The organism is Pseudomonas sp. GW823-FHT01D03, from assembly GCF_058798255.1.
Window position 1 is genome coordinate 1,828,718 of record NZ_JBXAKK010000001.1, and the last position, 20,954, is coordinate 1,849,671.

20 protein-coding genes are annotated in these 20,954 nt (G+C 60.2%); 6 read left to right on the top strand and 14 right to left on the bottom strand.

Features of this window, described 5'->3' with window-relative positions; all coding sequences use genetic code 11:
• Positions 1 to 23: 23 nt before the first annotated feature.
• A complete protein-coding gene (locus AC1RBR_RS08150; RefSeq protein WP_492563778.1) occupies positions 24 to 428 on the top strand; it encodes a hypothetical protein in 405 nt (134 codons plus the stop codon).
• Between the two features lie 105 nt (positions 429 to 533).
• On the opposite strand, the gene AC1RBR_RS08155 is transcribed toward AC1RBR_RS08150, so the two are convergent.
• Together AC1RBR_RS08155 and AC1RBR_RS08160 are read right to left on the bottom strand one after the other, a co-directional pair.
• Positions 534 to 1,421 (bottom strand): LysR family transcriptional regulator, encoded by an 888-nt coding sequence (locus AC1RBR_RS08155; protein WP_492563780.1) that lies wholly within the window; start codon positions 1,419 to 1,421, stop codon positions 534 to 536.
• A gap of 180 nt (positions 1,422 to 1,601) precedes the next feature.
• Positions 1,602 to 2,789 (bottom strand): MFS transporter, encoded by a 1,188-nt coding sequence (locus AC1RBR_RS08160; RefSeq protein ID WP_492563781.1) that lies wholly within the window; start codon positions 2,787 to 2,789, stop codon positions 1,602 to 1,604.
• 243 nt (positions 2,790 to 3,032) lie between these two features.
• Here AC1RBR_RS08160 and AC1RBR_RS08165 point away from each other — a divergent pair, with 243 nt between their 5' ends.
• Complete coding sequence (locus AC1RBR_RS08165) at positions 3,033 to 3,653, top strand: hypothetical protein (RefSeq protein ID WP_492563782.1); 621 nt, start codon at positions 3,033 to 3,035, stop codon at positions 3,651 to 3,653.
• 184 nt (positions 3,654 to 3,837) lie between these two features.
• Here AC1RBR_RS08165 and AC1RBR_RS08170 read toward each other — a convergent pair whose 3' ends face one another.
• The 8 genes from AC1RBR_RS08170 to gcl form a co-directional block, all read right to left on the bottom strand.
• The gene (locus AC1RBR_RS08170) at positions 3,838 to 4,836 is read right to left on the bottom strand and encodes a sulfate ABC transporter substrate-binding protein (protein ID WP_492563783.1); all 999 of its coding nucleotides are present in this window, start codon (positions 4,834 to 4,836) and stop codon (positions 3,838 to 3,840) included.
• A gap of 105 nt (positions 4,837 to 4,941) precedes the next feature.
• Positions 4,942 to 5,766, bottom strand: coding sequence for an ion transporter (locus AC1RBR_RS08175; protein ID WP_047292605.1), 825 nt, complete (start codon positions 5,764 to 5,766; stop codon positions 4,942 to 4,944).
• A 21-nt stretch (positions 5,767 to 5,787) separates the two neighbouring features.
• Positions 5,788 to 6,702, bottom strand: a complete 915-nt coding sequence (locus AC1RBR_RS08180) for an urea transporter (protein WP_492563785.1) — start codon at positions 6,700 to 6,702, stop codon at positions 5,788 to 5,790.
• 214 nt (positions 6,703 to 6,916) lie between these two features.
• Positions 6,917 to 8,332, bottom strand: a complete 1,416-nt coding sequence (gene pyk, locus AC1RBR_RS08185; protein WP_204895399.1) for a pyruvate kinase — start codon at positions 8,330 to 8,332, stop codon at positions 6,917 to 6,919.
• Positions 8,329 to 9,603 carry a glycerate kinase type-2 family protein gene (locus AC1RBR_RS08190; RefSeq protein WP_492563787.1) on the bottom strand — a complete coding sequence of 425 codons (1,275 nt, stop codon included), beginning with the start codon at positions 9,601 to 9,603 and terminating at the stop codon, positions 8,329 to 8,331. Before AC1RBR_RS08190 ends, pyk begins: the two co-directional genes overlap by 4 nt.
• A gap of 148 nt (positions 9,604 to 9,751) precedes the next feature.
• A complete protein-coding gene (locus tag AC1RBR_RS08195) occupies positions 9,752 to 10,645 on the bottom strand; it encodes a 2-hydroxy-3-oxopropionate reductase (RefSeq protein WP_492563789.1) in 894 nt (297 codons plus the stop codon).
• 162 nt (positions 10,646 to 10,807) lie between these two features.
• Positions 10,808 to 11,590, bottom strand: a complete 783-nt coding sequence (hyi, locus tag AC1RBR_RS08200) for a hydroxypyruvate isomerase (RefSeq protein ID WP_492563790.1) — start codon at positions 11,588 to 11,590, stop codon at positions 10,808 to 10,810.
• A gap of 177 nt (positions 11,591 to 11,767) precedes the next feature.
• Positions 11,768 to 13,543 carry a glyoxylate carboligase gene (gene gcl / locus AC1RBR_RS08205; RefSeq protein WP_042607573.1) on the bottom strand — a complete coding sequence of 592 codons (1,776 nt, stop codon included), beginning with the start codon at positions 13,541 to 13,543 and terminating at the stop codon, positions 11,768 to 11,770.
• A gap of 269 nt (positions 13,544 to 13,812) precedes the next feature.
• Between gcl and AC1RBR_RS08210 the strand changes: the two genes are divergently transcribed.
• Together AC1RBR_RS08210 and AC1RBR_RS08215 are read left to right on the top strand one after the other, a co-directional pair.
• Positions 13,813 to 14,253 carry a GlcG/HbpS family heme-binding protein gene (locus AC1RBR_RS08210; protein WP_095139405.1) on the top strand — a complete coding sequence of 147 codons (441 nt, stop codon included), beginning with the start codon at positions 13,813 to 13,815 and terminating at the stop codon, positions 14,251 to 14,253.
• Between the two features lie 211 nt (positions 14,254 to 14,464).
• Entirely contained in the window at positions 14,465 to 14,923 is a 459-nt protein-coding gene (locus tag AC1RBR_RS08215; RefSeq protein WP_492563794.1) for an REP-associated tyrosine transposase, read from the top strand.
• 100 nt (positions 14,924 to 15,023) lie between these two features.
• On the opposite strand, the gene AC1RBR_RS08220 is transcribed toward AC1RBR_RS08215, so the two are convergent.
• Positions 15,024 to 15,632, bottom strand: a complete 609-nt coding sequence (locus AC1RBR_RS08220) for a TetR/AcrR family transcriptional regulator (protein WP_034151540.1) — start codon at positions 15,630 to 15,632, stop codon at positions 15,024 to 15,026.
• Between the two features lie 134 nt (positions 15,633 to 15,766).
• On the opposite strand from AC1RBR_RS08220, the gene AC1RBR_RS08225 reads away from it, so the two are divergent.
• Positions 15,767 to 16,681: a DUF808 family protein gene (locus tag AC1RBR_RS08225; RefSeq protein ID WP_204895392.1), complete on the top strand. Its 915-nt coding sequence runs from the start codon at positions 15,767 to 15,769 to the stop codon at positions 16,679 to 16,681.
• 157 nt (positions 16,682 to 16,838) lie between these two features.
• Here AC1RBR_RS08225 and AC1RBR_RS08230 read toward each other — a convergent pair.
• The 3 genes from AC1RBR_RS08230 to AC1RBR_RS08240 all read right to left on the bottom strand — a co-directional run bounded on the left by AC1RBR_RS08230 (position 16,839) and on the right by AC1RBR_RS08240 (position 20,254).
• Positions 16,839 to 18,061, bottom strand: a protein-coding gene (locus AC1RBR_RS08230; protein ID WP_177325627.1) for an IS3 family transposase whose coding sequence is annotated in 2 segments (ribosomal slippage) — positions 16,839 to 17,710 and positions 17,710 to 18,061 — 1,224 coding nt in all. Because the reading frame shifts where the segments join, the coding sequence is not laid out codon by codon here.
• A 113-nt stretch (positions 18,062 to 18,174) separates the two neighbouring features.
• The gene (locus AC1RBR_RS08235; protein WP_095139409.1) at positions 18,175 to 18,963 is read right to left on the bottom strand and encodes an MlaA family lipoprotein; all 789 of its coding nucleotides are present in this window, start codon (positions 18,961 to 18,963) and stop codon (positions 18,175 to 18,177) included.
• Complete coding sequence (locus AC1RBR_RS08240; protein ID WP_095139410.1) at positions 18,956 to 20,254, bottom strand: serine/threonine protein kinase; 1,299 nt, start codon at positions 20,252 to 20,254, stop codon at positions 18,956 to 18,958. The genes AC1RBR_RS08235 and AC1RBR_RS08240 overlap by 8 nt, the downstream gene beginning before the upstream one ends.
• A 223-nt stretch (positions 20,255 to 20,477) precedes the next feature.
• Here AC1RBR_RS08240 and AC1RBR_RS08245 point away from each other — a divergent pair, with 223 nt between their 5' ends.
• Entirely contained in the window at positions 20,478 to 20,846 is a 369-nt protein-coding gene (locus AC1RBR_RS08245) for a hypothetical protein (RefSeq protein WP_096796230.1), read from the top strand.
• Positions 20,847 to 20,954 lie beyond the last annotated feature (108 nt).

Genomic DNA, 20,954 nt, shown 5'->3' on the forward strand with positions numbered 1-20,954 from the left:
GGAACCCACAGGAAAGCACCGCCATGCACAGCCTCGCCCGCATCACCGTCATCACATTGGCCTTGAGCATGAGCGCATGTGCGGTGCACCGACCGGAACCGACCACCAACCTGCCGCCGATCCCGCCGTCACAACCGAGCCCGACCCCGTCGACCTCGCCGACACCGGGCAAAAGCATCCCGGCCAAACCGTCCAAACCAGTCCCACGCACCTCGGCCAGCTTCGCCCCGCCACCGGGGGGCAATAGCCATTGGGATCAGAAGCTCGGCGTTTACGTCCTCGACGACCAGCCCAACACCTTCTATCGCCAGCGCACCTACTACCGCTGGAACAACGGCTGGAGCCGCTCGGTCAGCCCCAACGGCCCGTGGGAAGACACCAACATCCACGGCGTGCCGCCGGGGTTGGGCAAACAGTTCGGGCAGTGATGAAAAAACGGCGATCTCTGGATCGCCGTTTTTTTGAGTGTTGCCGGGCATTGATGATGTCCCTGTAGGAGCTGGCGAAGCCTGCGATCTTTTGATCTGCTGTTTTCAAAGTTCGCTGGTCAACAACCCTTGCACATAATCCACAAACACCCGCGCCTTCGCACTGACCATCCGCCCCGTGGGAAACACCGCCCACAAGTCCTGATCCGGCAATTCCCAGTCATCCATCACCGCCCTGACCGCACCGCTTGCCAGCTCCGGGGCGAACATCCATTGCGAGGCGATGGTCAGGCCCTGATCGGCCAGCACGGCTGCACGCAAACCCTCGGCGGCGCTGACCCGCAGGCGGCCGGTCAGGGTTTGCGTCTGTTGCTCGCTGCCCTGGGTGAAGGTCCAGGTGGCGCCGCCGCTGAGGTCGTAGACGATGCCTTGATGCTGATTGAGGTCGGCAGGGCAGCTCGGTTCGCCGTGGCGATCGAAGTAGGCCGAGCTGCCGAGCACCACGCGGCGGCAGTCGGCGATCTTGCGCGCGGTGAGACCAGAGTCGCTGAGCGGGCCCATGCGCAGGGCGACGTCGATGCCTTCTTCGACCAGATTGATATTGCGGTCATCGAGCATCAGCTCGATGTTCAATTGCGGATGCTGATCGAGAAACGGCCCCAGTTGCGGCACGACGTGCAGGCGGCCGAAGGTCACGGCGGCACTGATGCGCAGGTTGCCGCTCAGGCCGCTGGCGCTGCCACGGGCGGCGTTATCGGCTTCGTTGGCTTCGTCGATGGCGCGTCTGGCCCGTTCGAAAAACGCCAGTCCGGCTTCGGTCGGGGTCAGGCCTCGGGTAGAGCGCAGGAGTAGACTGACGGCCAAGCGTTTTTCCAGATGCGCGATGGTTTTCGAGACGGCGGGCTGGCCAATGTTCAGCCGTCGGGCGGCGGCGGAAAACGATCCGGTTTCGACGACGTAGACGAAGGTTTCCATGGCGGCGAGGCGGTCCATCAGTCTTCCTGCAAATCTGAAAGTTGTCGTAACCCCCTTGTGGGAGCGGGCTTGCTCGCGAAAGCGGTCTGACATTCAGCACATGTGTTGGCCGATCCGACGCCTTCGCGGGCAAGCCCGCTCCCACAGGGGAAAGGGTGTCTTTTTGTACGCAGCTTTGCCGAGTAAGTGGCTGATAGCTTAAGCCGTCGCCAACGCTCGCCCTTGCGCCGCACTCAGGAACCGCAACAGCGCCAGCAGCGGGAACGCGCTGCCGACAATCACGATCCACAACCAGCCGCCATGCTCATACACCGCACTGGCAACCGACGAGCCGAAGGCGCCGCCGATGAAGATGCTGGTCATGTATAGCGCATTCAGGCGACCACGGCTTTTGGCGTCGAGCGAGTAGACCGCGCGCTGGCCAAGCACCATGTTCATCTGCACGCAGAAATCCAGTACCACGCCGGTCACGGCCAGACCGATCACGCTGTAGGCCGGATGAATGAAGGCCGGCAGGAAGCTCAGGCTGGCGAAGAGCATGGCCAGCAAGGAAGCGATGCGGGTGTGGCCAGCGTCCGCCAGGCGTCCGCTGATCGGTGCGGCGATGGCGCCGATGGCACCGACCAGCGCGAAGATCGCGATCTCGCTTTGCGACAGGCCATGGTTGCGCGCCAGTTCCAGTGGCACCGCTGTCCAGAACAGGCTGAAGGTGGCGAACATGCAGCCCTGATAAAACGCTCGCTGACGCAGTACCGGTTGCTGGCGCAGCAGGGTCCACAGCGAACCGAGCAACTGGCCGTAGGAAGCGCTGTGATCCGGTTGGCGCTTGGGCACGGTCAGTGCCAGCACCACGCTGATCGCGGCCATCAACGCGGCGGCAATCATGAACATCGCGCGCCAGCCGAAATGGTCAGCGACAACGCTCGACACCGGCCGCGCCAGCAGAATGCCCAGCAGCAGACCGCCCATGATCCCGCCGACCACCCGGCCACGGGATTCTTCCGGCGCCAGATGCGCGGCGAGCGGAATCAGGATCTGCACCGACACCGAACTGAAACCCACCAGCAACGAGATCAGTAAAAACACATTCGGCTGACTGGTGAACGCCGCGCCGAGCAGGCTGGCAATCGCCACCACCGTGGTGATGATCATCAGGCGGCGGTTTTCCAGCAGGTCACCCAGCGGTACCAGGAAGAACAGGCCCAACGCATAACCGATCTGCGTCAGCGAGACGATGAAACTGGCCATGGTGTCGGAGAGGCCGATGTCTGGCGCGATCAGGCCGATGATCGGCTGCGCGTAGTAGATATTGGCGACGATCGCGCCGCAGCAGAAGGCGAACAGCAGCACCATGCCTCGGGTCATTGCGTGAGTTGTGGCGTTCATAAGGTTTCTCGATCCAGCGAAAGGGAATGCGGTGAGGCTAAGGGACGTACCGAAGCGGCGGTAGAAGCCTTGTATCGATATCAGTTATTCCGTTGCGGAATGATTGGCTTCCAACAGGGTGTCGTCCATCGGCGAACCTTGCGTCCGGCCGGGGAGGGTCGATGATACATTCACTTACATCTTCTTCGATAGCGTGCTTATGTTTACCGCTGCGCTTTTACTGTTCATCACCGGAGGAATGCCATGTTGCGCCAGCTGCTGCGTCACACCGCCACGATTACCCTGATCGGCTTGCTCGGTGCTGCTGCGGTGCAGGCGGCCGATGCTCCGGGCATGCGTCTCGGCGTGCGCGGTGAGATCACCGGGGTCAGCGCCGACTCGTTGAACGTTCACGTCAACAGCGGCGAGAACGTGGTGATTCAGTTGACCGGTGACACCAAAGTCCGCGCCGTGACTCTGGCGAATATCGAGGACATCAAACCCGGCAGCTACATCGGCTCGGCCGCCATGCCGCAGGAGGATGGCACGCTCAAGGCAATGGAAGTGCACGTCTTCCCGCCGGAACTGGCTGGCAGCGGTGACGGCCATCGGCCGTTCGACCTGGCCAAGGGCAGCAGCATGACCAATGGCAGCGTCGGTGATCTGGTGGTCAGCAACGGGCGGGCGCTGACCGTCAACTACAAGGGTGGGCAGCAGAAAATCCTGGTGCCGGAGGATGTGCCGATCGTCAATTTGACGCCGGGGGATCGCAGCTTGCTCAGGGTGGGGGTGAAGATTGTCAGCTTCGTCACCCAGGACGCCGACGGCACGTTGACTGCGCAATCGATTTCCGCCGGCAAGGATGGCGTCACGCCGCCGATGTAACTGGCTTACAGACAATCCCCTGTGGGAGCGGGCTTGCTCGCGAATGCGGTGTGTCAGATACATGTTTTTGACTGACACACCGCCTTCGCGAGCAAGCCCGCTCCCACAGGGGGGACTGTGGTGATTGCCAATGCCCACAAAAAAGGCGACCTGTTGAGGTCGCCTTTTTTTTACTGCCTAAGCCTTACTGGCCGGTATAAATCTGATCGAAGATCCCGCCATCATTGAAGTGGGTCTTCTGCACCGAACGCCAGTCACCGAAGGTTTTCTCCACCGACAGGAAGTCGACTTTCGGGAAGCGGTCGGTGTGCTTCGCCAGTACCGCCGGGTCCCGTGGACGCAGGTAGTTGGCGGCGGCGATTTCCTGGCCTTCCGGCGACCACAGGTACTTCAGGTATTCGTCGGCAGCGGCGCGGGTGCCTTTCTTGTCGACCACTTTGTCGACCACCGATACCGGCGGCTCGGCTTCGGCGGAGACGCTTGGGTAGATCACTTCGAACTGATCACGACCGAATTCGCGAGCGATCATCTCGGCTTCGTTCTCGAAGGTCACCAGTACGTCGCCGATCTGGTTGGTCATGAACGTGGTAGTCGCGGCACGGCCACCGGTATCGAGCACCGGCGCCTGCTTGAACAGTTTGCCGACGAAGTCCTTGGCCTTGTTCTCGTCACCGCCGTTTTTCAGCACGTAGCCCCAGGCCGAGAGGTAGGTGTAGCGGCCGTTGCCCGAAGTTTTCGGGTTGGGCACGATCACTTGCACGCCGTCCTTGAGCAGATCCGGCCAGTCTTTCAGGGCTTTCGGGTTGCCTTTACGGACGATGAACACGGTGGCCGAGGTGAACGGCGCGCTGTTGTTCGGCAGGCGGGTGACCCAGTTCTCCGGCACCAGTTTGCCGTTGTCGGCGAGGGCGTTGATGTCGGTCGCCATGTTCATGGTGATGACGTCAGCCGGCAGGCCGTCGATCACCGAGCGCGCCTGCTTGCTCGAACCGCCGAAGGACATCTGCACGGTGATGTTTTCGTTGTGTTCGGCCTGCCAGTGTTTCTGGAACGCAGTGTTGTAGTCCTTGTAGAAATCGCGCATCACGTCATAGGAGACGTTGAGCAGGGTCGGTGCGGCTTGAGCCATGCTGCCAAAGGCAAGACCGGCGGCGAGAAGTGAGGCGCCAAAGAGTTTTTTCACTGCGCATTCCTTGTTGTGTCGGTGATAACGGTCGGGGGTGATACCGTTTTGCCAGCGACTATAGCCGGGCTGACATAGTGGTTTAAAGATTAAAAAGCTCTGTACTTATTCCAGTTTCTTGAACAGCGCATTACCGCAACGGGAGCAGAACGCCGCGCCATGTTCATGGCTGTTTTTCTTGCACACCGGGCAGTCATGTTGCAGCTGTTCGCCGCGCATGGCGTTGGCCAGTTCCGCCGTGAAAATCCCCGTCGGCACGGCGATGATCGAGTAACCGGTGATCATCACCAGCGACGAAATCACCTGGCCCAGCGGGGTCTTCGGCACGATGTCGCCGAAACCGACGGTGGTCAGGGTCACGATAGCCCAATAGATGCCTTTGGGGATGCTGGTGAAGCCATGTTCCGGGCCTTCGATCACATACATCAACGTGCCGAACACTGTCACCAGGGTGCAGACGCTGACCAGAAACACCACGATTTTCTGCTTGCTGCCACGCAGCGCCGACATCAAGTAGTTGGCTTGCTTGAGGTACGGGCTGAGCTTGAGCACGCGGAAGATGCGCAGCATCCGAATGATCCGGATGATCAGCAGGTACTGCGCATCGCTGTAATACAGCGCGAGGATGCCGGGCACGATCGCCAGCAGATCCACCAGTCCGTAGAAACTGAAGGCGTAGCGCAACGGTTTCGGTGAGCAATACAGGCGCAGGATGTATTCACCGAGAAAAATGACGGTGAAACCCCACTCGATGTAAGCCAGCACATCGGCATAGTTCTGGTGAATGCTGTCGATGCTGTCGAGCATCACCACCACCAGGCTGGCGAGGATGATCAACAGCAAGGTGCCGTCGAAGCGCCGCCCGGCGAGGGTGTCGCTCTGGAAAATCATCACGTAAAGCCGTTCACGCCAACTGTTGCTGCTGTCCATGGATAACGCCTGAATTGAAGATCAGCGCAGCCTAGGTTGATTGTCCCCCTGTGCGCAAGGCGTGGCGTCGACGGCCGCTTTGCCGAGCATCTGGATCCCGGCGCGGATCAGCCAGCCGGCGAGGATGAACGGCGCGGTCAGCGTCGCCAGACCAAGGGCGGCGAACAGCGGGGTGACCAGCAGCGCGAGGACGATGCCCAGCAGCGGCAGCCACGGATGTTGGCGTTGCGCACTGAAGGCGAGGGCGGCGAGCACCGCGTTGTAGCTGCCCAGACCTAACAATGCGGCAGCGGTTTCGTGGTGCAGCAGACTCGACGCGAGACCGATCGCCGACGCCAACAGCGCCCAGCAGAACGCCCGGCGATCGGCGATCAGCAAACCGATGCCGATCAACGTACCGGCCAGCGGATGATCGAGGAACATCACCTGACCGAAGCCGTTGAGTGCAGCGGCGAGTAGATTCAATGTGTTCATTTCGATTGCCGGGATCGGCGCAGACGGTTCAGCGAACAGCAGCAAAATCCAGCCGATGGCCACGAACGGCGAGGTGTAAGCCGGTATCGATCGACTGCGGTACACATGTTTGAGCCATTGCTGAGTGAGCATCGCGCTCAGCCCGCCAGCCGCCAGAATCAGTGGCGGCAGCAGCGGTGACCAGGGGAAATACAGGCTGAGCAACAGACCGAGCAGCACGCCGTTGTAACTGAACAACCCGGCCTGACGATCAGCCTTGGCATAGTTACGTCGTTGTGCGGTGAGCAATCCGGCGACGCCCCCGAGCAGCGCACCGGCAAACAGCACCGGCGCGGTGAGCAGAATCGCCAGCAGGCACAGCAAGCCGCACAGCGGGTGGCGCTGGAGGAATATCTGACTGAAACCGTTGAGCAAAGCCTCGGCCCAGTCGGGGCAGTGGTTGTTGAAATGATTGGCAGGCATGTTGAAAAAATCTGGGCAGTTGGAAAATCAAAAGGTCTTGCCAATAACTGTGGCGAGGGAGCTTGCTCCCGCTGGGTCGCGAAGCGGCCCTAAAATGGGTCAATGCGGTTCTTCTGTGAAAACCGTCATGCTCAAAAGCTACGACTGCTATGCAGCCGAGCGGGACGGTGCGACGTTTCGACAAGCTCCCTCGCCACAGGTTTTGTGTCGCTAGTCAGATCAGTGTTTCGATCCGCAGTGAGTTGGTCGATCCCGGTTGCCCGAACGGCACCCCGGCGGTGATCAGCAAGGTATCGCCACGCTCGGCCATGCCTTGCGCCTGAGCGATTTCCAGCGCGGTCGAACACACTTCATCGACCTGACGCAGGCGATCGTTGACCACCGAGTGAATGCCCCACGCCACGCTCAAACGGCGCGCGGTCTGCAGGTTCGGCGTCAGGTTGAGGATCGGCGCTTTCGGCCGTTCCCGCGCCGCACGCAATGTCGAGGCGCCCGACTCGCTGTAGTTGACCAGCACCGCCACAGGCAGCACGTTGCTGATGCGGCGGATCGCGCAACTGATCGCATCGGACACCGTCGCTTCGGCTTTCGGTCGGCTGACGTCGAGCTGCGTCTGATAGTCCGGACCGTTCTCAACCTGACGAATGATCTTGCTCATCATCTGCACCGCTTCCAGCGGGTATTCGCCGGACGCGGTTTCGGCCGAGAGCATCACCGCATCCGCGCCTTCAGCCACAGCGTTGGCAACGTCGGTGACCTCGGCGCGGGTCGGCGCCGGGGAGAAGCGCATCGACTCGAGCATCTGCGTCGCCACCACCACCGGTTTGCCGAGTTCGCGGCAGGTGCTGATGATGTTCTTCTGGATCTGCGGCACGCTTTCCGCCGGCACTTCCACGCCGAGATCGCCGCGAGCGACCATGATCGCGTCACTCAACTCGGCGATTTCACGCAGTTGTTCAACCGCTGATGGCTTCTCGATTTTCGCCATCAGAAAGGCCTTGTCGCCGATCAGTTCGCGGGCTTCGAGAATGTCTTGCGGACGTTGCACGAACGACAGCGCCACCCAGTCCACACCCAGTTCCAGACCGAAGCTCAGGTCGCGGCGATCCTTGGCGGTCAGCGGGCTGAGGTCGAGCACCGCTTGCGGCACATTCACCCCTTTGCGGTCCGACAGTTCGCCGCCGTTGAGCACGGTGGTGTCGATCGCGTCGGTGTATTTTGTGACCACGCGCAGGCGCAGTTTGCCGTCATCCAGCAGCAGATCCATGCCTGCTTCGAGCGCGGCGATAATCTCCGGGTGCGGCAGGTTCACCCGGCGTTCATCGCCCGGTGTCGCATCCAGATCGAGGCGGAACGCCTGACCGCGATGCAGCTGCACCTTGCCGTCGGCGAACTTGCCGACGCGCAGTTTCGGCCCCTGCAAATCCATCAGAATGCCCAACGGATAGTTGAGCTGGCGCTCGACCTCGCGGATCCACTGATAGCGCTTGGCGTGGTCGGCATGATCGCCGTGGCTGAAGTTCAGGCGAAAGATATTGACCCCGGCCTCGACCAGTTCACGGATGTCTTCGATGCCATCGACGGCAGGCCCGAGGGTGGCGAGGATTTTGACCTTTTTATCAGGCGTCATGATTTGCAGTTCTCAAGGATCAGGATGGCGCGGAAGTCGTTGACGTTGGTGCGGGTCGGCTCGGTGACGATCAGCGCGTCGAGCGCCTCGAAGTAGCCGTAACCGTTGTTGTTATCCAGCTCGTCGCTGGCGCTCAAACCGAGGGCGGCGGCGCGGGCGTAGCTGTCCGGGGTCATGATCGCGCCGGCATTGTCTTCCGAACCGTCGATGCCGTCGGTGTCGCCGGCCAGCGCGTAAACGCCGGGCTGGCCCTTGAGGCTGTCGGTGAGGCTCAAGAGGAATTCGGCGTTGCGTCCGCCACGGCCATTGCCGCGCACGGTCACCGTGGTTTCGCCGCCGGAGAGAATTACGCACGGTGCAGCGAGTGGCTGGCCATGATTGATGATCTGCCGGGCGATGCCGGCGTGGACTTTCGCCACCTCGCGGGATTCACCTTCGAGGTCGCCGAGGATCAGCGTGCTGAAACCGGCCTGACGGCATTTCACTGCAGCGGCATCCAGCGATTGCTGCGGGCGGGCGATCAACTGGAAATGGCTGCGGGCGAGGCTCGGGTCACCGGGTTTGACGGTTTCCGATTCCGCGCTTTGCAGCCAGTTGCGCACCGAGGCCGGAACTTCAATACCGTAGCGTTTGAGGATCGCCAGCGCTTCGGCGGAAGTGCTCGGGTCGGCCACGGTCGGGCCGGAGGCGATGACCGTGGCGAGGTCGCCGGGCACATCGGAAATCGCATAGGTATAGACAGTGGCAGGCCAGCAGGCCTTGCCGAGGCGGCCGCCCTTGATCGCCGAGAGGTGCTTGCGCACGCAGTTCATCTCGCCGATGGTCGCGCCAGATTTGAGCAGGGCTTTGTTGATCGATTGCTTGTCGGCCAGGGTGATGCCTTCGGCCGGCAGCGCGAGCAGGGCAGAGCCGCCGCCGGAGAGCAGGAAGATCACACGGTCGTCTTCCGTCAGATTGCTGACCAGTTCCAGCACACGCTTGGCCACGGCCAGACCGGCAGCGTCCGGTACCGGATGCGCGGCTTCGACCACTTCGATTTTTTCGCATGGAGCGCCGTGACCGTAACGGGTCACGACCAGGCCGGATACTTCACCTTCCCAGCTGCGCTCGACCACCTGGGCCATGGCAGCTGCGGCTTTGCCGGCGCCGATGACAATGACGCGACCACTGCGATCGGCAGGCAGATGGGCTTCGAGGACCTGGTTCGGATGGGCCGCGTCGATGGCTGTGGCAAACAGCTCGCGCAGCAGTTGTTGCGGATCGACCGACATGGCGGGCTCCCGGAATTCTTGTTATTCGAAAGGGCAACTCGGATCTTGTAGGAGTGAGCCTGCTCGCGATTCAGGCAGCGCGGTAAATCTGACTCACCGCGGCGACTTCATCGCGAGCAGGCTCACTCCTACAGGTTTGATGAAGGCTTTATTTTTTGTCGCGAATCGAGAAGTTGGCCATGTGTTCCAGGCCCTTGATCAGCGCCGAGTGATCCCAGTTGCTGCCACCGATGGCCGCGCAAGTACTGAACACTTGCTGGGCGTTGGCGGTGTTCGGCAGGTTGATGTTCAGTTCCTTGGCACCTTGCAGGGCCAGGTTCAGGTCCTTCTGGTGCAGGCTGATGCGGAAGCCCGGATCGAAGGTGCCTTTGATCATGCGCTCGCCGTGCACTTCGAGGATCTTCGACGAAGCGAAACCGCCCATCAGTGCTTCACGCACCTTGGCCGGATCAGCACCGTTTTTCGAGGCGAACAGCAGGGCTTCCGCCACGGCCTGAATGTTCAGCGCGACGATGATCTGGTTCGCCACTTTGGCGGTCTGACCGTCGCCATTGCCACCGACCAGAGTGATGTTCTTGCCCATGGCCTGAAACAGCGGCAGCGCGCGTTCGAAGGCATCGGCGTTGCCACCGACCATGATGCTCAGGGTCGCGGCCTTGGCGCCGACTTCACCACCGGATACCGGGGCGTCGAGGTACTGCGCGCCTTTCTCGTTGATCTTCTTGGCGAAAGCCTTGGTGGCGGTCGGCGAGATCGAACTCATGTCGATCACTACTTTGCCTTTGCCGATGCCGGCAGCAACGCCGTCGGCGCGGAACAGCACGTCGTCGACCTGCGGGGTATCCGGCACCATGACGATGATGAATTCGGCTTCCTGCGCCACTTCGCGCGGGTTGGCCAGGGCGACGGCGCCAGCGGCGACCAGATCGGCTGGAGCGGCGTCGTGGTGCGCCGACAGGAACAGGCTGTGACCGGCTTTCTGCAGGTTCGAAGCCATTGGGTGGCCCATGATGCCGGTGCCGATAAATCCGATTTTAGCCATGAGAAAATCCTCTTGTTTTTGTCTTGCTCAAGCGAAATAGGGGGTGTTGCTTTGGGTGGGAGCGGGCTTGCTCGCGAATGCGGTGGAACATTCAATATCCGTGTTGACTGAACCACCGCATTCGCGAGCAAGCCCGCTCCCACAGGTTTTTTTGCAGTGTTCTTAAATTGCGTTGTGCGATTTCAACCAGCCCAGACCCGCTTCAGTGGTGGTCAGCGGCTTGTACTCGCAACCCACCCAACCCTGATAACCGATGCGATCCAGGTGTTCGAACAGGAAGCGGTAGTTGATCTCGCCAGTGCCCGGTTCATTGCGCCCCGGGTTGTCCGCGAGCTGCACGTGGTTGATCTCGACCAGGTGCGATTGCAGGGTGCGGGCCAGATCGCCTTCCATGATTTGCATGTGATAGATGTCGTATTGCAGGAACAGGTTGGCGCTGCCGACCTGCTCGCGAATCGACAGGGCTTGCGCCGTGTTGTTCAGGTAGAAGCCCGGGATGTCGCGGGTGTTGATCGCTTCCATCACCAGTTTGATACCGGCCGCCTGCAGCTTGTCGGCCGCGTATTTGAGGTTGGCGACGAAGGTTTTTTCCACGGTGGCATCGTCCACGCCTTGCGGACGAATACCGGCCAGGCAGTTGACCTGGGTGTTGCCCAACACTTGTGCGTAGGCAATCGCCAGATCGACCCCGGCGCGGAACTCTTCAACCCGATCCGGCAGACACGCGATACCGCGCTCGCCCTTGGCCCAGTCACCGGCCGGCAGGTTGAACAGCACTTGGGTCAGACCGTTGGCATCGAGCTTTGCCTTGATTTCGGCAGAGCTGAAGTCGTACGGGAACAGGTATTCCACACCACTGAAACCGGCCTTGGCGGCGGCGTCGAAACGGGCAAGGAAATCCTGTTCGGTGAACAGCATGGACAGGTTGGCTGCGAAACGCGGCATGGTGGTCTCCCGTAAATCTTGTGAGGTTCCCCTTTGTGGGAGCGGGCCTGTGTGGCGAGGGAGCTTGCTCCCGCTGGGGCGCGCAGCGGCCCCAAAAGCTTTACGACTGCTTCGCAGCCGAGCGGGAGCAAGCTCCCTCGCCACATGGCTAGCTCCCACAGGGAGAGCGGTCAGCAGTTAATCGAGCAACGAAATCGCCGTTGGCGCGTCGTTGCCGACCAGTGCCAGATCTTCGAATTCGTTGACGGCGTTGATCTCGGTCCCCATGGAGATGTTGGTCACACGCTCCAGGATGATCTCGACAATCACCGGTACCTTGAACTCTTCGATCATCTGTTCGGCCTTGCGCAGGGCAGGGGCGATTTCCGATGGTTCGAACACCCGCAGGGCTTTACAGCCGAGGCCTTCGGCGACTGCGATGTGGTCGACACCGTAACCGTTGAGTTCCGGCGCGTTCAGGTTATCGAAGGACAGCTGCACGCAGTAGTCCATTTCGAACCCGCGCTGGGCCTGACGGATCAGCCCCAGGTACGAGTTGTTCACCACGACGTGGATGTAAGGCAGTTTGAACTGAGCGCCGACCGCCAGCTCCTCGATCATGAACTGGAAGTCATAGTCCCCCGACAGGGCCACGACTTTACGGTTCGGATCGGCCTTGACCACGCCCAGCGCTGCCGGAATGGTCCAGCCCAACGGGCCGGCCTGACCGCAGTTGATCCAGTGACGCGGCTTGTAGACGTGCAGGAACTGCGCGCCGGCAATCTGCGACAGACCAATGGTGCTGACGTAGCAGGTGTCTTTGCCGAACACCTGGTTCATCTCTTCGTAAACACGCTGCGGCTTGACCGGCACATTGTCGAAGTGGGTCTTGCGGTGCAGGCTGGCTTTGCGCTGCTGGCAATCCTGCAGCCAGGCACTGCGGTTTTTCAGTTTGCCGGCGGCTTGCCATTCACGGGCGACTTCGATGAACACGGTCAGCGCGGCAGCAGCGTCGGAGACGATGCCCAGATCCGGGGTGAACACGCGGCCGATCTGCGTGCCTTCGATATCGACGTGAATGAACTTGCGGCCTTCGGTGTAGACGTCGACCGAACCGGTGTGACGGTTGGCCCAACGGTTACCAATGCCCAGTACCACGTCGGATTTGAGCATGGTCGCGTTGCCGTAACGGTGCGACGTCTGCAGGCCGACCATGCCGACCATCAGCGGGTGATCGTCCGGGATGGTGCCCCAGCCCATCAGGGTCGGGATCACCGGAATACCGGTCAGTTCAGCGAACTCCACCAGCAGATCGCTGGCGTCGGCGTTGATGATGCCGCCGCCGGCCACCAGCAATGGACGCTCGGCCTGATCAAGCAGGGCCAGCGCCTTCTCGACCTGAACGCGGGTCGCGGTTGGCTTGGCCAGTGGCAGCGGCTGGTAGGCGTCGATATCGAATTCGATTTCAGCCATCTGCACGTCGAACGGCAGGTCGATCAGCACCGGGCCCGGACGGCCGGAGCGCATTTCGTAGAAGGCTTTCTGGAACGCGTAAGGCACTTGGCCCGGCTCCAGAACGGTGGTCGCCCACTTGGTGACGGGCTTGACGATGCTGGTGATGTCGACCGCCTGGAAGTCTTCCTTGTGCATACGGGCGCGGGGTGCCTGGCCGGTAATGCAGAGGATCGGAATCGAGTCGGCCGAGGCGCTGTAGAGCCCGGTGACCATGTCGGTACCGGCAGGGCCGGACGTACCGATGCACACGCCGATGTTGCCGGCCTTGGTGCGGGTGTAACCCTCGGCCATGTGCGACGCGCCTTCGACGTGGCGAGCGAGGACGTGATCGATGCCACCGACTTTCTGCAGGGCGGAGTACAGCGGGTTGATCGCAGCACCCGGAATGCCAAAAGCGGTATCAACCCCTTCACGGCGCATCACCAGAACGGCGGCTTCGATTGCTCTCATTTTGCTCATGGTTTTGTGCCTCTTTACGTTTTGTAATTGTATACAAGTGGCTTTGCGCAGAGTTTATTCACGGCGGACGGCGCAGGTCAATCCATTTTCTCAAGCGCCTGTTTCATTCGTCGCAAGCCCGGTTCTGCTGTGGCTTTTCGTCGCATGTGGCGCTTTTCGAGAATTATTGTATACAAAAAAATAATTCATTGTGTTCTATTTGTGGCATCGGCCTGCGGCACTTGAGCGCAGTCCCACGACTTTCCCAATAACAAAATGAGGACGGCACCATGAGCGCTTTAACCTTGAAAGTCGCAGTCAACCTGGTCAGCGAAGCCATCAGCGCGGGGCGCGAGATCAACGCCGCGCCGCTGACCATCGCGGTACTCGATACCGGCGGCCACCTGATCACCCTGCAACGCGAAGACGGCGCCAGCCTGCTGCGCCCGAACATCGCCATCGGCAAAGCCTGGGGCGCCATCGCCCTGGGCAAGGGCTCACGCCTGCTGGCGCTGGACGCCCAACAACGCCCGGCCTTCATCGCCGCACTCAACAGCATGGGCCAGGGCAGCGTCGTCCCGGCCCCGGGCGGGGTGTTGATTCGTGATCAGGCGGGGAATGTGCTGGGGGCGATCGGGATTAGCGGCGATCTGTCGGATATTGATGAGCAGGTTGCAATTAAAGCGGTGGAGGCGCTGGATTTGAGGGCGGATGCGGGGGTGGCTGCTTGAATCTGCGTTGATTGATTAACCGCTATCGCGAGCAGGCTCACTCCTACAAGGGATCTTGGTTGGACACAAAATGTCTGAACACCACAAACCCCTGTAGGAGTGAGCCTGCTCGCGATAGCTCTCTCCCAGAAACATCCAGCCAAGAGTTTGTCCCATCAACTTGAGCACGCAGAACTAGTCTTCTCATGAGCTGATCATGGGAGGCAAAGGAATGCCTGATCTACCCGCTGCACACCGATTGCGAGCCGGTCGCTATGCCGAGCCCAATCGAATCTACCTACTTACGACCAACACTCTTGATCGCAAACCGATCTTCGCCGATTTTGCTTTGGGCCGATTGGTGGCTCATCAATTTCGGCGTGCACAAGATCTCGGCTTGGCGAACTCACTGGCGTGGGTGGTAATGCCAGATCATTTTCATTGGTTAATCGAATTGCAGAGCGGGTCTTTGAGCGAACTGATGCAAAAGACCAAGTCGCTAAGTACCAAAGCGGTGAATCAGGCTACCGGTAGAAATGTTGGCCTCTGGCAAAGAGGGTTTCATGACCGGGCACTGCGGCGGGAGGAGGATTTAGTGAAGATGGCAAGGTATGTCGTCGCCAACCCATTGCGGGCTGGACTGGTGGAGAGGCTTGGCGACTATCCGCTGTGGGATGCGATCTGGGTTTGAGCCGAAACCGTGTCGCTTCAATCGCGAGCAGGCTCACTCCTACATTTGGGATGCATTCCCCTGTAGGAGTGAGCGTGCTCGCGATGGCGTCACCACGGTCTCACTGATCCGGCTCACACCCCTTCAACACCAACCGAATGATCGTCTGTGCCGCCGCCTCGTAATCCGCCTCGTCCAGCTTGTCCTTGCCGGTTACAGCAGAGATCTGCCAGTCGAAGTCGGCGTAGGTCTGGGTCGCGGCCCAGATGCTGAACATCAGGTGGTTGGGGTCGATCGGGGCGATCTGGCCGCGGTCGATCCAGCTCTGGATGCAGTCGATGTTGTGCTTGGCCTGGCTGTTGAGCTGCTCGACCAGGTCGGCGCTCAGGTGCGGGGCGCCGTGCATGATTTCGCTGGCGAACACCTTGGAGGCGAAGGGCAGGTCGCGGGAGATGCGGATCTTCGAGCGGATGTAGCCGCTGAGCACTTCGCTCGGTACGCCGTCCGGGTTGAACGGGGTCGAGGCCTGCAGGATCGGCACGATGATACTTTCCAGGACCTCGCGGTAGAGGTTTTCCTTGGATTTGAAGTAGTAGTAGACGTTGGGCTTGGGCAATCCTGCCTTGGCGGCGATGTCGCTGGTTTTGGTCGCCGCGAAGCCCTTGTCGGCAAATTCCTCGCTGGCGGCACGCAGGATCAGTTCTTTGTTGCGCTCGCGGATTGTGCTCATAAACCCGGTGGTTCCTTGCCTGTTCTGGCGGTTGCGCATGGTAGCACCGGCCTCGCGCGTGGCTCAAGAATGCCCCGTGTGGCCCGCAGTCGCGGTATGCTGCGCGACATTATTCACATAAGGAAACAAGATTCATGGCAGGAAGCAGTTTGCTGGTGCTGATCGACGATATTGCCACCGTTCTGGATGACGTGGCGTTGATGAGCAAAATGGCCGCGAAGAAGACCGCTGGCGTGCTCGGCGATGACTTGGCGCTCAATGCCCAGCAAGTCTCCGGGGTGCGCGCCGAGCGGGAAATTCCGGTGGTCTGGGCGGTGGCCAAGGGCTCGTTCCTCAACAAGTTGATTCTGGTGCCGTCGGCGCTGGCGATCAGTGCATTCGTGCCGTGGCTGGTCACGCCGTTGTTGATGGTTGGCGGCGCGTACCTGTGTTTCGAAGGTTTCGAGAAGCTCGCGCACAAGTTCCTGCACAGCAAGGCCGAAGATGATGCCGAGCATGCGCAACTGAGCGCGGCGGTGGCCGAGCCGACCACCGATCTGGTGGCTTACGAGAAGGACAAGATCAAAGGCGCGATCCGCACCGACTTCATCCTCTCGGCGGAAATCATCGCCATCACCCTTGGCACCGTGGCCGACGCATCGCTGACCCAGCAAGTGATCGTCATGTCGGGCATCGCCATCGTCATGACCGTGGGCGTTTATGGCCTGGTGGCCGGCATCGTCAAACTCGACGATCTGGGCCTGTGGCTGACCCAGAAATCGGGTGCAGCCGCCAAAGGTATCGGCAATGCGATCCTGCGCGCCGCCCCGTACATGATGAAAGGCCTGTCGGTGATCGGTACAGCGGCGATGTTCCTGGTCGGTGGCGGCATCCTCACCCACGGCGTTCCGGTGGTGCATCACTGGATTGAAAGTGTCGGCGCAGCGGCTGGCAGTGCCGGGTTTGCCGTGCCTGTGTTGCTCAATGGCGTAGCAGGGATTATCGCGGGCGCAGCCGTGCTGGCGGTGGTTTCGGTCGTCGGCAAGATCTGGCGCGCGATCAAAGGATAAACACATCACTCCTGTGGGAGCGGGCTTGCTCGCGAATGCGGTGTGTCAGTCGAAGAATATGCTGGCGGATTCACCGCATTCGCGAGCAAGCCCGCTCCCACAATTTTGATCTTGGTTGTGTGTCTAGTCCTGAAATAGGTTTACACCTGTTTCAGTCTCAAAACGCCCGATGCACCGCATCGGGCGTTTTGTATTTCAGGGATAAGTGCGGCCGCTCCCGGTTGTAGATTTGCACCGATTCATCCACCATTTTCACTGCATCCGCCAGGTCTTTGGGGCGATGTAGCAAAAACTCAGTCTTCAAAATCCCATTTACCCTCTCCGCCATAGCGTTCTGATAGCAATCATAACCGTCAGTCATTGAGCACCTGATTCCATGCCGGGTATGCATCCGTTGGTATAAATCAGAGCAATACTGGGCTCCGCGATCTGAATGATGAATGAGCGGTTGATTGGATTTTCGCTGACTAACAGCCTTCTGCAGCGCCCTGACCACCGACTCCGTATGCAGGCTGCTGTGCACATGATGACCCACGATTTTGCGTGAGTACGCGTCTGTTATCAGGCTAACGTAAGCGACACTTTCCCGCGTTGGGAGATAGGTAATGTCTGCGACCCAAACCTGCTCAGGTCTGCTGGCTACAACTTGTTCCGGGCCAGCTTTGAGTAGGTTGGGGTGACGGCGGAAGCGATGATGGCTATGCGTGGTTTTATGATAAGCACGTTTGCGAGGAACCAGCTCTCGCGCCTCTCGCAAGATGGAAAACAGGCGGTCTCGACCGACACGTAGCGCTGTTGCGGCTTCAATTAGCATCAGGTGGTGCAGTTTGCGCGTCCCAAGCCTCGGCTGGCGCCGACGCTTTTCCAGAACGAATTCCACTACCTGCTGGTCTTGGCAAACTCTCGCGTCAAAGGCTCGGTTGCGCTTGTAATACGCTTGGCGCGAAATGCCCATAAACAGGCAAGCCCTGGTAATGCTCAGGTCTTGGATTTGCCCTTGCGAGAGGACTTGCCGGGTCGCTTTTTTACGATGGACACACCGTAATCATTTTTCAAGACGTTCACGACAGCTTCAAAGAACTGGGCCTTCTGATTGCTCAGCGCCAACTGTTCTTCAAGCTCTTTGATCCGCTGTTCGGGTGTCAGCGGTAGGTTGGGGTCGGTCATCGGCCTGCTCCGCAGCGCTCGGATTGAGGCGCCTTGGCTCCAGTCCTGTCGGCCATGCTTGCGTAACCAAACCAGTACCGTGGACCGGCCTTGAATGCCAAAGCGCCGTTGAGCCTCTTTATAACTCAACTCGCCTTTTTCGACTTGATCTACGACTGACAATTTAAAAGCTAGCGTGTAATCGCGCTGGCTCCGCCTTTTTCCGGTATCCATTGAATCCTCCTGAAGATTGGTCAGAAGGTGTAAACCTTATTCAGGACGCGACAGTGCCATGAAAAAGGGCCATTCGACTCGCATCGAATGGCCCTTTTTTGTTGTCGCCGAGGTTACTCGGCGATCTGCAGCTTGCGCGACTCGGTGTAGACGTAACGCACTTTCTCGTACTCGAACGGCGAATTCATCTGACCGTAGCGGAAGTTGGTCTGGTAGCGCTTGTCGACCGCGCGCAGGGCCCAGACTTCCGGGTGGTTGGAGCTGACTTCCGACACGTTCAGGTAGTTGATCGCCGATTCGGCGGTGTAGTCCACGGCCAGGCCGGCGGTATCGCGAATGTTCGACGGGCCGAGGATCGGCAACACGAAGTAGGCACCGCCCGGTACGCCGTAGAAGCCCAGGGTCTGACCGAAGTCTTCGCTCTGGCGCGGTAGGCCCATGGCGGTCGCCGGATCCCACAGGCCGGCAATGCCGATGGTGGTGTTGAGCAGCAGGCGCGCGGTGGTTTCCATCGAGCGCTTGCCCTTGAACTGCAGCAGGCTGTTGACCAGGTTCGGCACATCGCCGAGGTTGTTGAAGAAGTTGCTCACCCCGGTGCGCAGGAAACTCGGCGTCACGTAGCGATAACCGTCGACCACCGGCAGGAACACCCATTGGTCGAAGCGGTAGTTGAAGTGGTAGACGCGGCGGTTCCACGACTCCAGCGGGTCGTAAACGTTGAGCGCGTTGAGCGTCGAGCGCTCGAACTCACGCTGGTCAAGCCCCGGGTTGAACTTGAGTTTGGACAGCGGCTCCTTGAAGCCGTCGCTGTCGACCACCACTGGCGCATTGGCTTTGCTGTTGTCGGCCTGGGCCACGCCTGCACTGAGGAGCGCTGCAATCAGCAGGAGATATTTAGCCACGGAAAAACTCCAGCATGGCGTCGCTGTTGACGCGGTAGTTAAGGTTGCCGCAATGGCCGCCCAGTGGGTAAACGGTCAGCCGATCGCCAAAGGTCTTGCGCAGGAAACCGAGGTCGCCAGGGCCGAGGATCACGTCATCAGCGTTGTGCATGACGGCGATTTTCGGGCTGTCGTGCAGGTAATCCTTGAGTGCGTACAGGCTGACCTGATCGATCAGTTGCAGCAGGCTGCCGCCGTCAGTGCGCGCGCGCCACATCGGAATCACCTGTTCGGTCAGGTAGCAGTCGAAGTCGCATTGCAGCGCACGCTTGAGGAACGGCGTGAGGCTGGTGCCTTCGGTGATCGGGAACTTCGGCGGAGTGATCAGCCCACGACGGTTGATCAGGTCGGAGGTGAAGGCAATGTCGGCCGCCGAGAAACGGAACGAAGTGCCGATCAGCATCGCCATCTGTTCGTTTGTCAGGTGCTGCTTGGACTGCTGGAAGTCGTAGAGCAGGGCGTCATTGAGGTCGATGTAGCCTTTCTGCTGGAAGTAGCGGGTCAGCTTGTTCAGCACCAGTTCATAGAAGGTGGTGCTGTTATTGATGCCCTTTACTTCGGTCTGCACCAGTTTGTCGAGGTTGCTGATCGAGGTGTAGAGGTTGACCGGCGGGTTGAGCAGCAGGACTTTCTTGAAGTTGAAGCTGCGTCGGGTCTCGTCCAGATGTGCGACGAACGCGGCGTCCAGGGCGCCGAGGCTGTAGCCGCTGAGGTAGTACTCGGTGACCGGCAGTTTCGGATGTTGCGCGCGCACGGCTTGCATCACCCGGTACATGTCTTCGGCGTCTTCCTTGGTGATGCCCGGGGTGGCGAAGCGTGAAGCGGCGCTGATGAAGTCGAAGCTGGTTGGCGACGACAACTGCACGACGTTGTAACCGGCCTTGTAGTAGAGCTTCTTCAGGTATTCGTTGAGCGTGCTGTCATAGCGCGCGCCGGTGCCGGCGATCAGGAAGATCAGCGGCGCCGGTTTGTCCTGCTCGGCGATGCGGTAGGTGAGTTTTTTTACCGCCCAGAAATTGTCCGGGAGAATGAAGGCCCGTTCCGGGCGCAGGGTGATGCTGTGGTCGGACTGATTAATCTCGTCGTTCGACGGCAACTCCGGGCGCAGGTCCGGTGGCGTGGTGGCGATGGTCGCCTCGAACGGGTTAGTCAGGGGATAGCCATAACTGGCGGCATCGATATCCACCGCCAGTGCGGACGCACTCAGAATAAGGCCGCTGAACAGCGCGGCGAAGCGCAAGGAACGGAGCATGACTGGATCCCTTAAAGGAAGGTGCCGAATGAAGTTCGCAGGCTATGACCACCGGGCTCGCGCCAAAGTGCCATGCCTCGGCACCAAACAGGCAGAATTCGGAGTAATAGTAGCTGGACGATACACTTTGCAAGGCGCGGATGACCAGTTAACAGTTGTTAGTGCTTGCCAACGCGTGCGGGCAGATTAAGCTGGCCGCCGATTTCGTTGATTGGAGAGTTTCATGTCCCGCCGCTTGCCCGTGATTCTGTTGCTCGTGCTGTTGCCGCTGTGGCTGGCCGCCAGTTATGGCGCACGTTATGGCTTCATGGAGGATGGGCAGTGGGTCGGCATCTGCGTCGACGAAGCGAGCCGCTGGGAATGCACGGTGCGCTCGAACCTGGGGCTGATGATTCACTTCAAGGTACTGGGCTGGACCGCGCTGGGTGCGGCGCTGCTGGGTTTTGTGCTGCCCGGGCGGGCAGGGTGGTGGCTGGCGGTGCTGGCGCTGGTGTTCGGGTTGCCGGCGCTGGCGTTGTACAACACGACGTTGGCGGTGTTTGCGCTGGTGATTGGCGGATTGCGGTTGGTTCGGGCATCCCGCAGCGCCTGACAGTCAGCCTTCGCGAGCAAGCCCGCTCCCACATTTGATTGCATTCCAACTGGAGGAACCCGATCAAATGTTGGAGCGGGCTTGCTCGCGAAGTGGCCAGACTGGCCT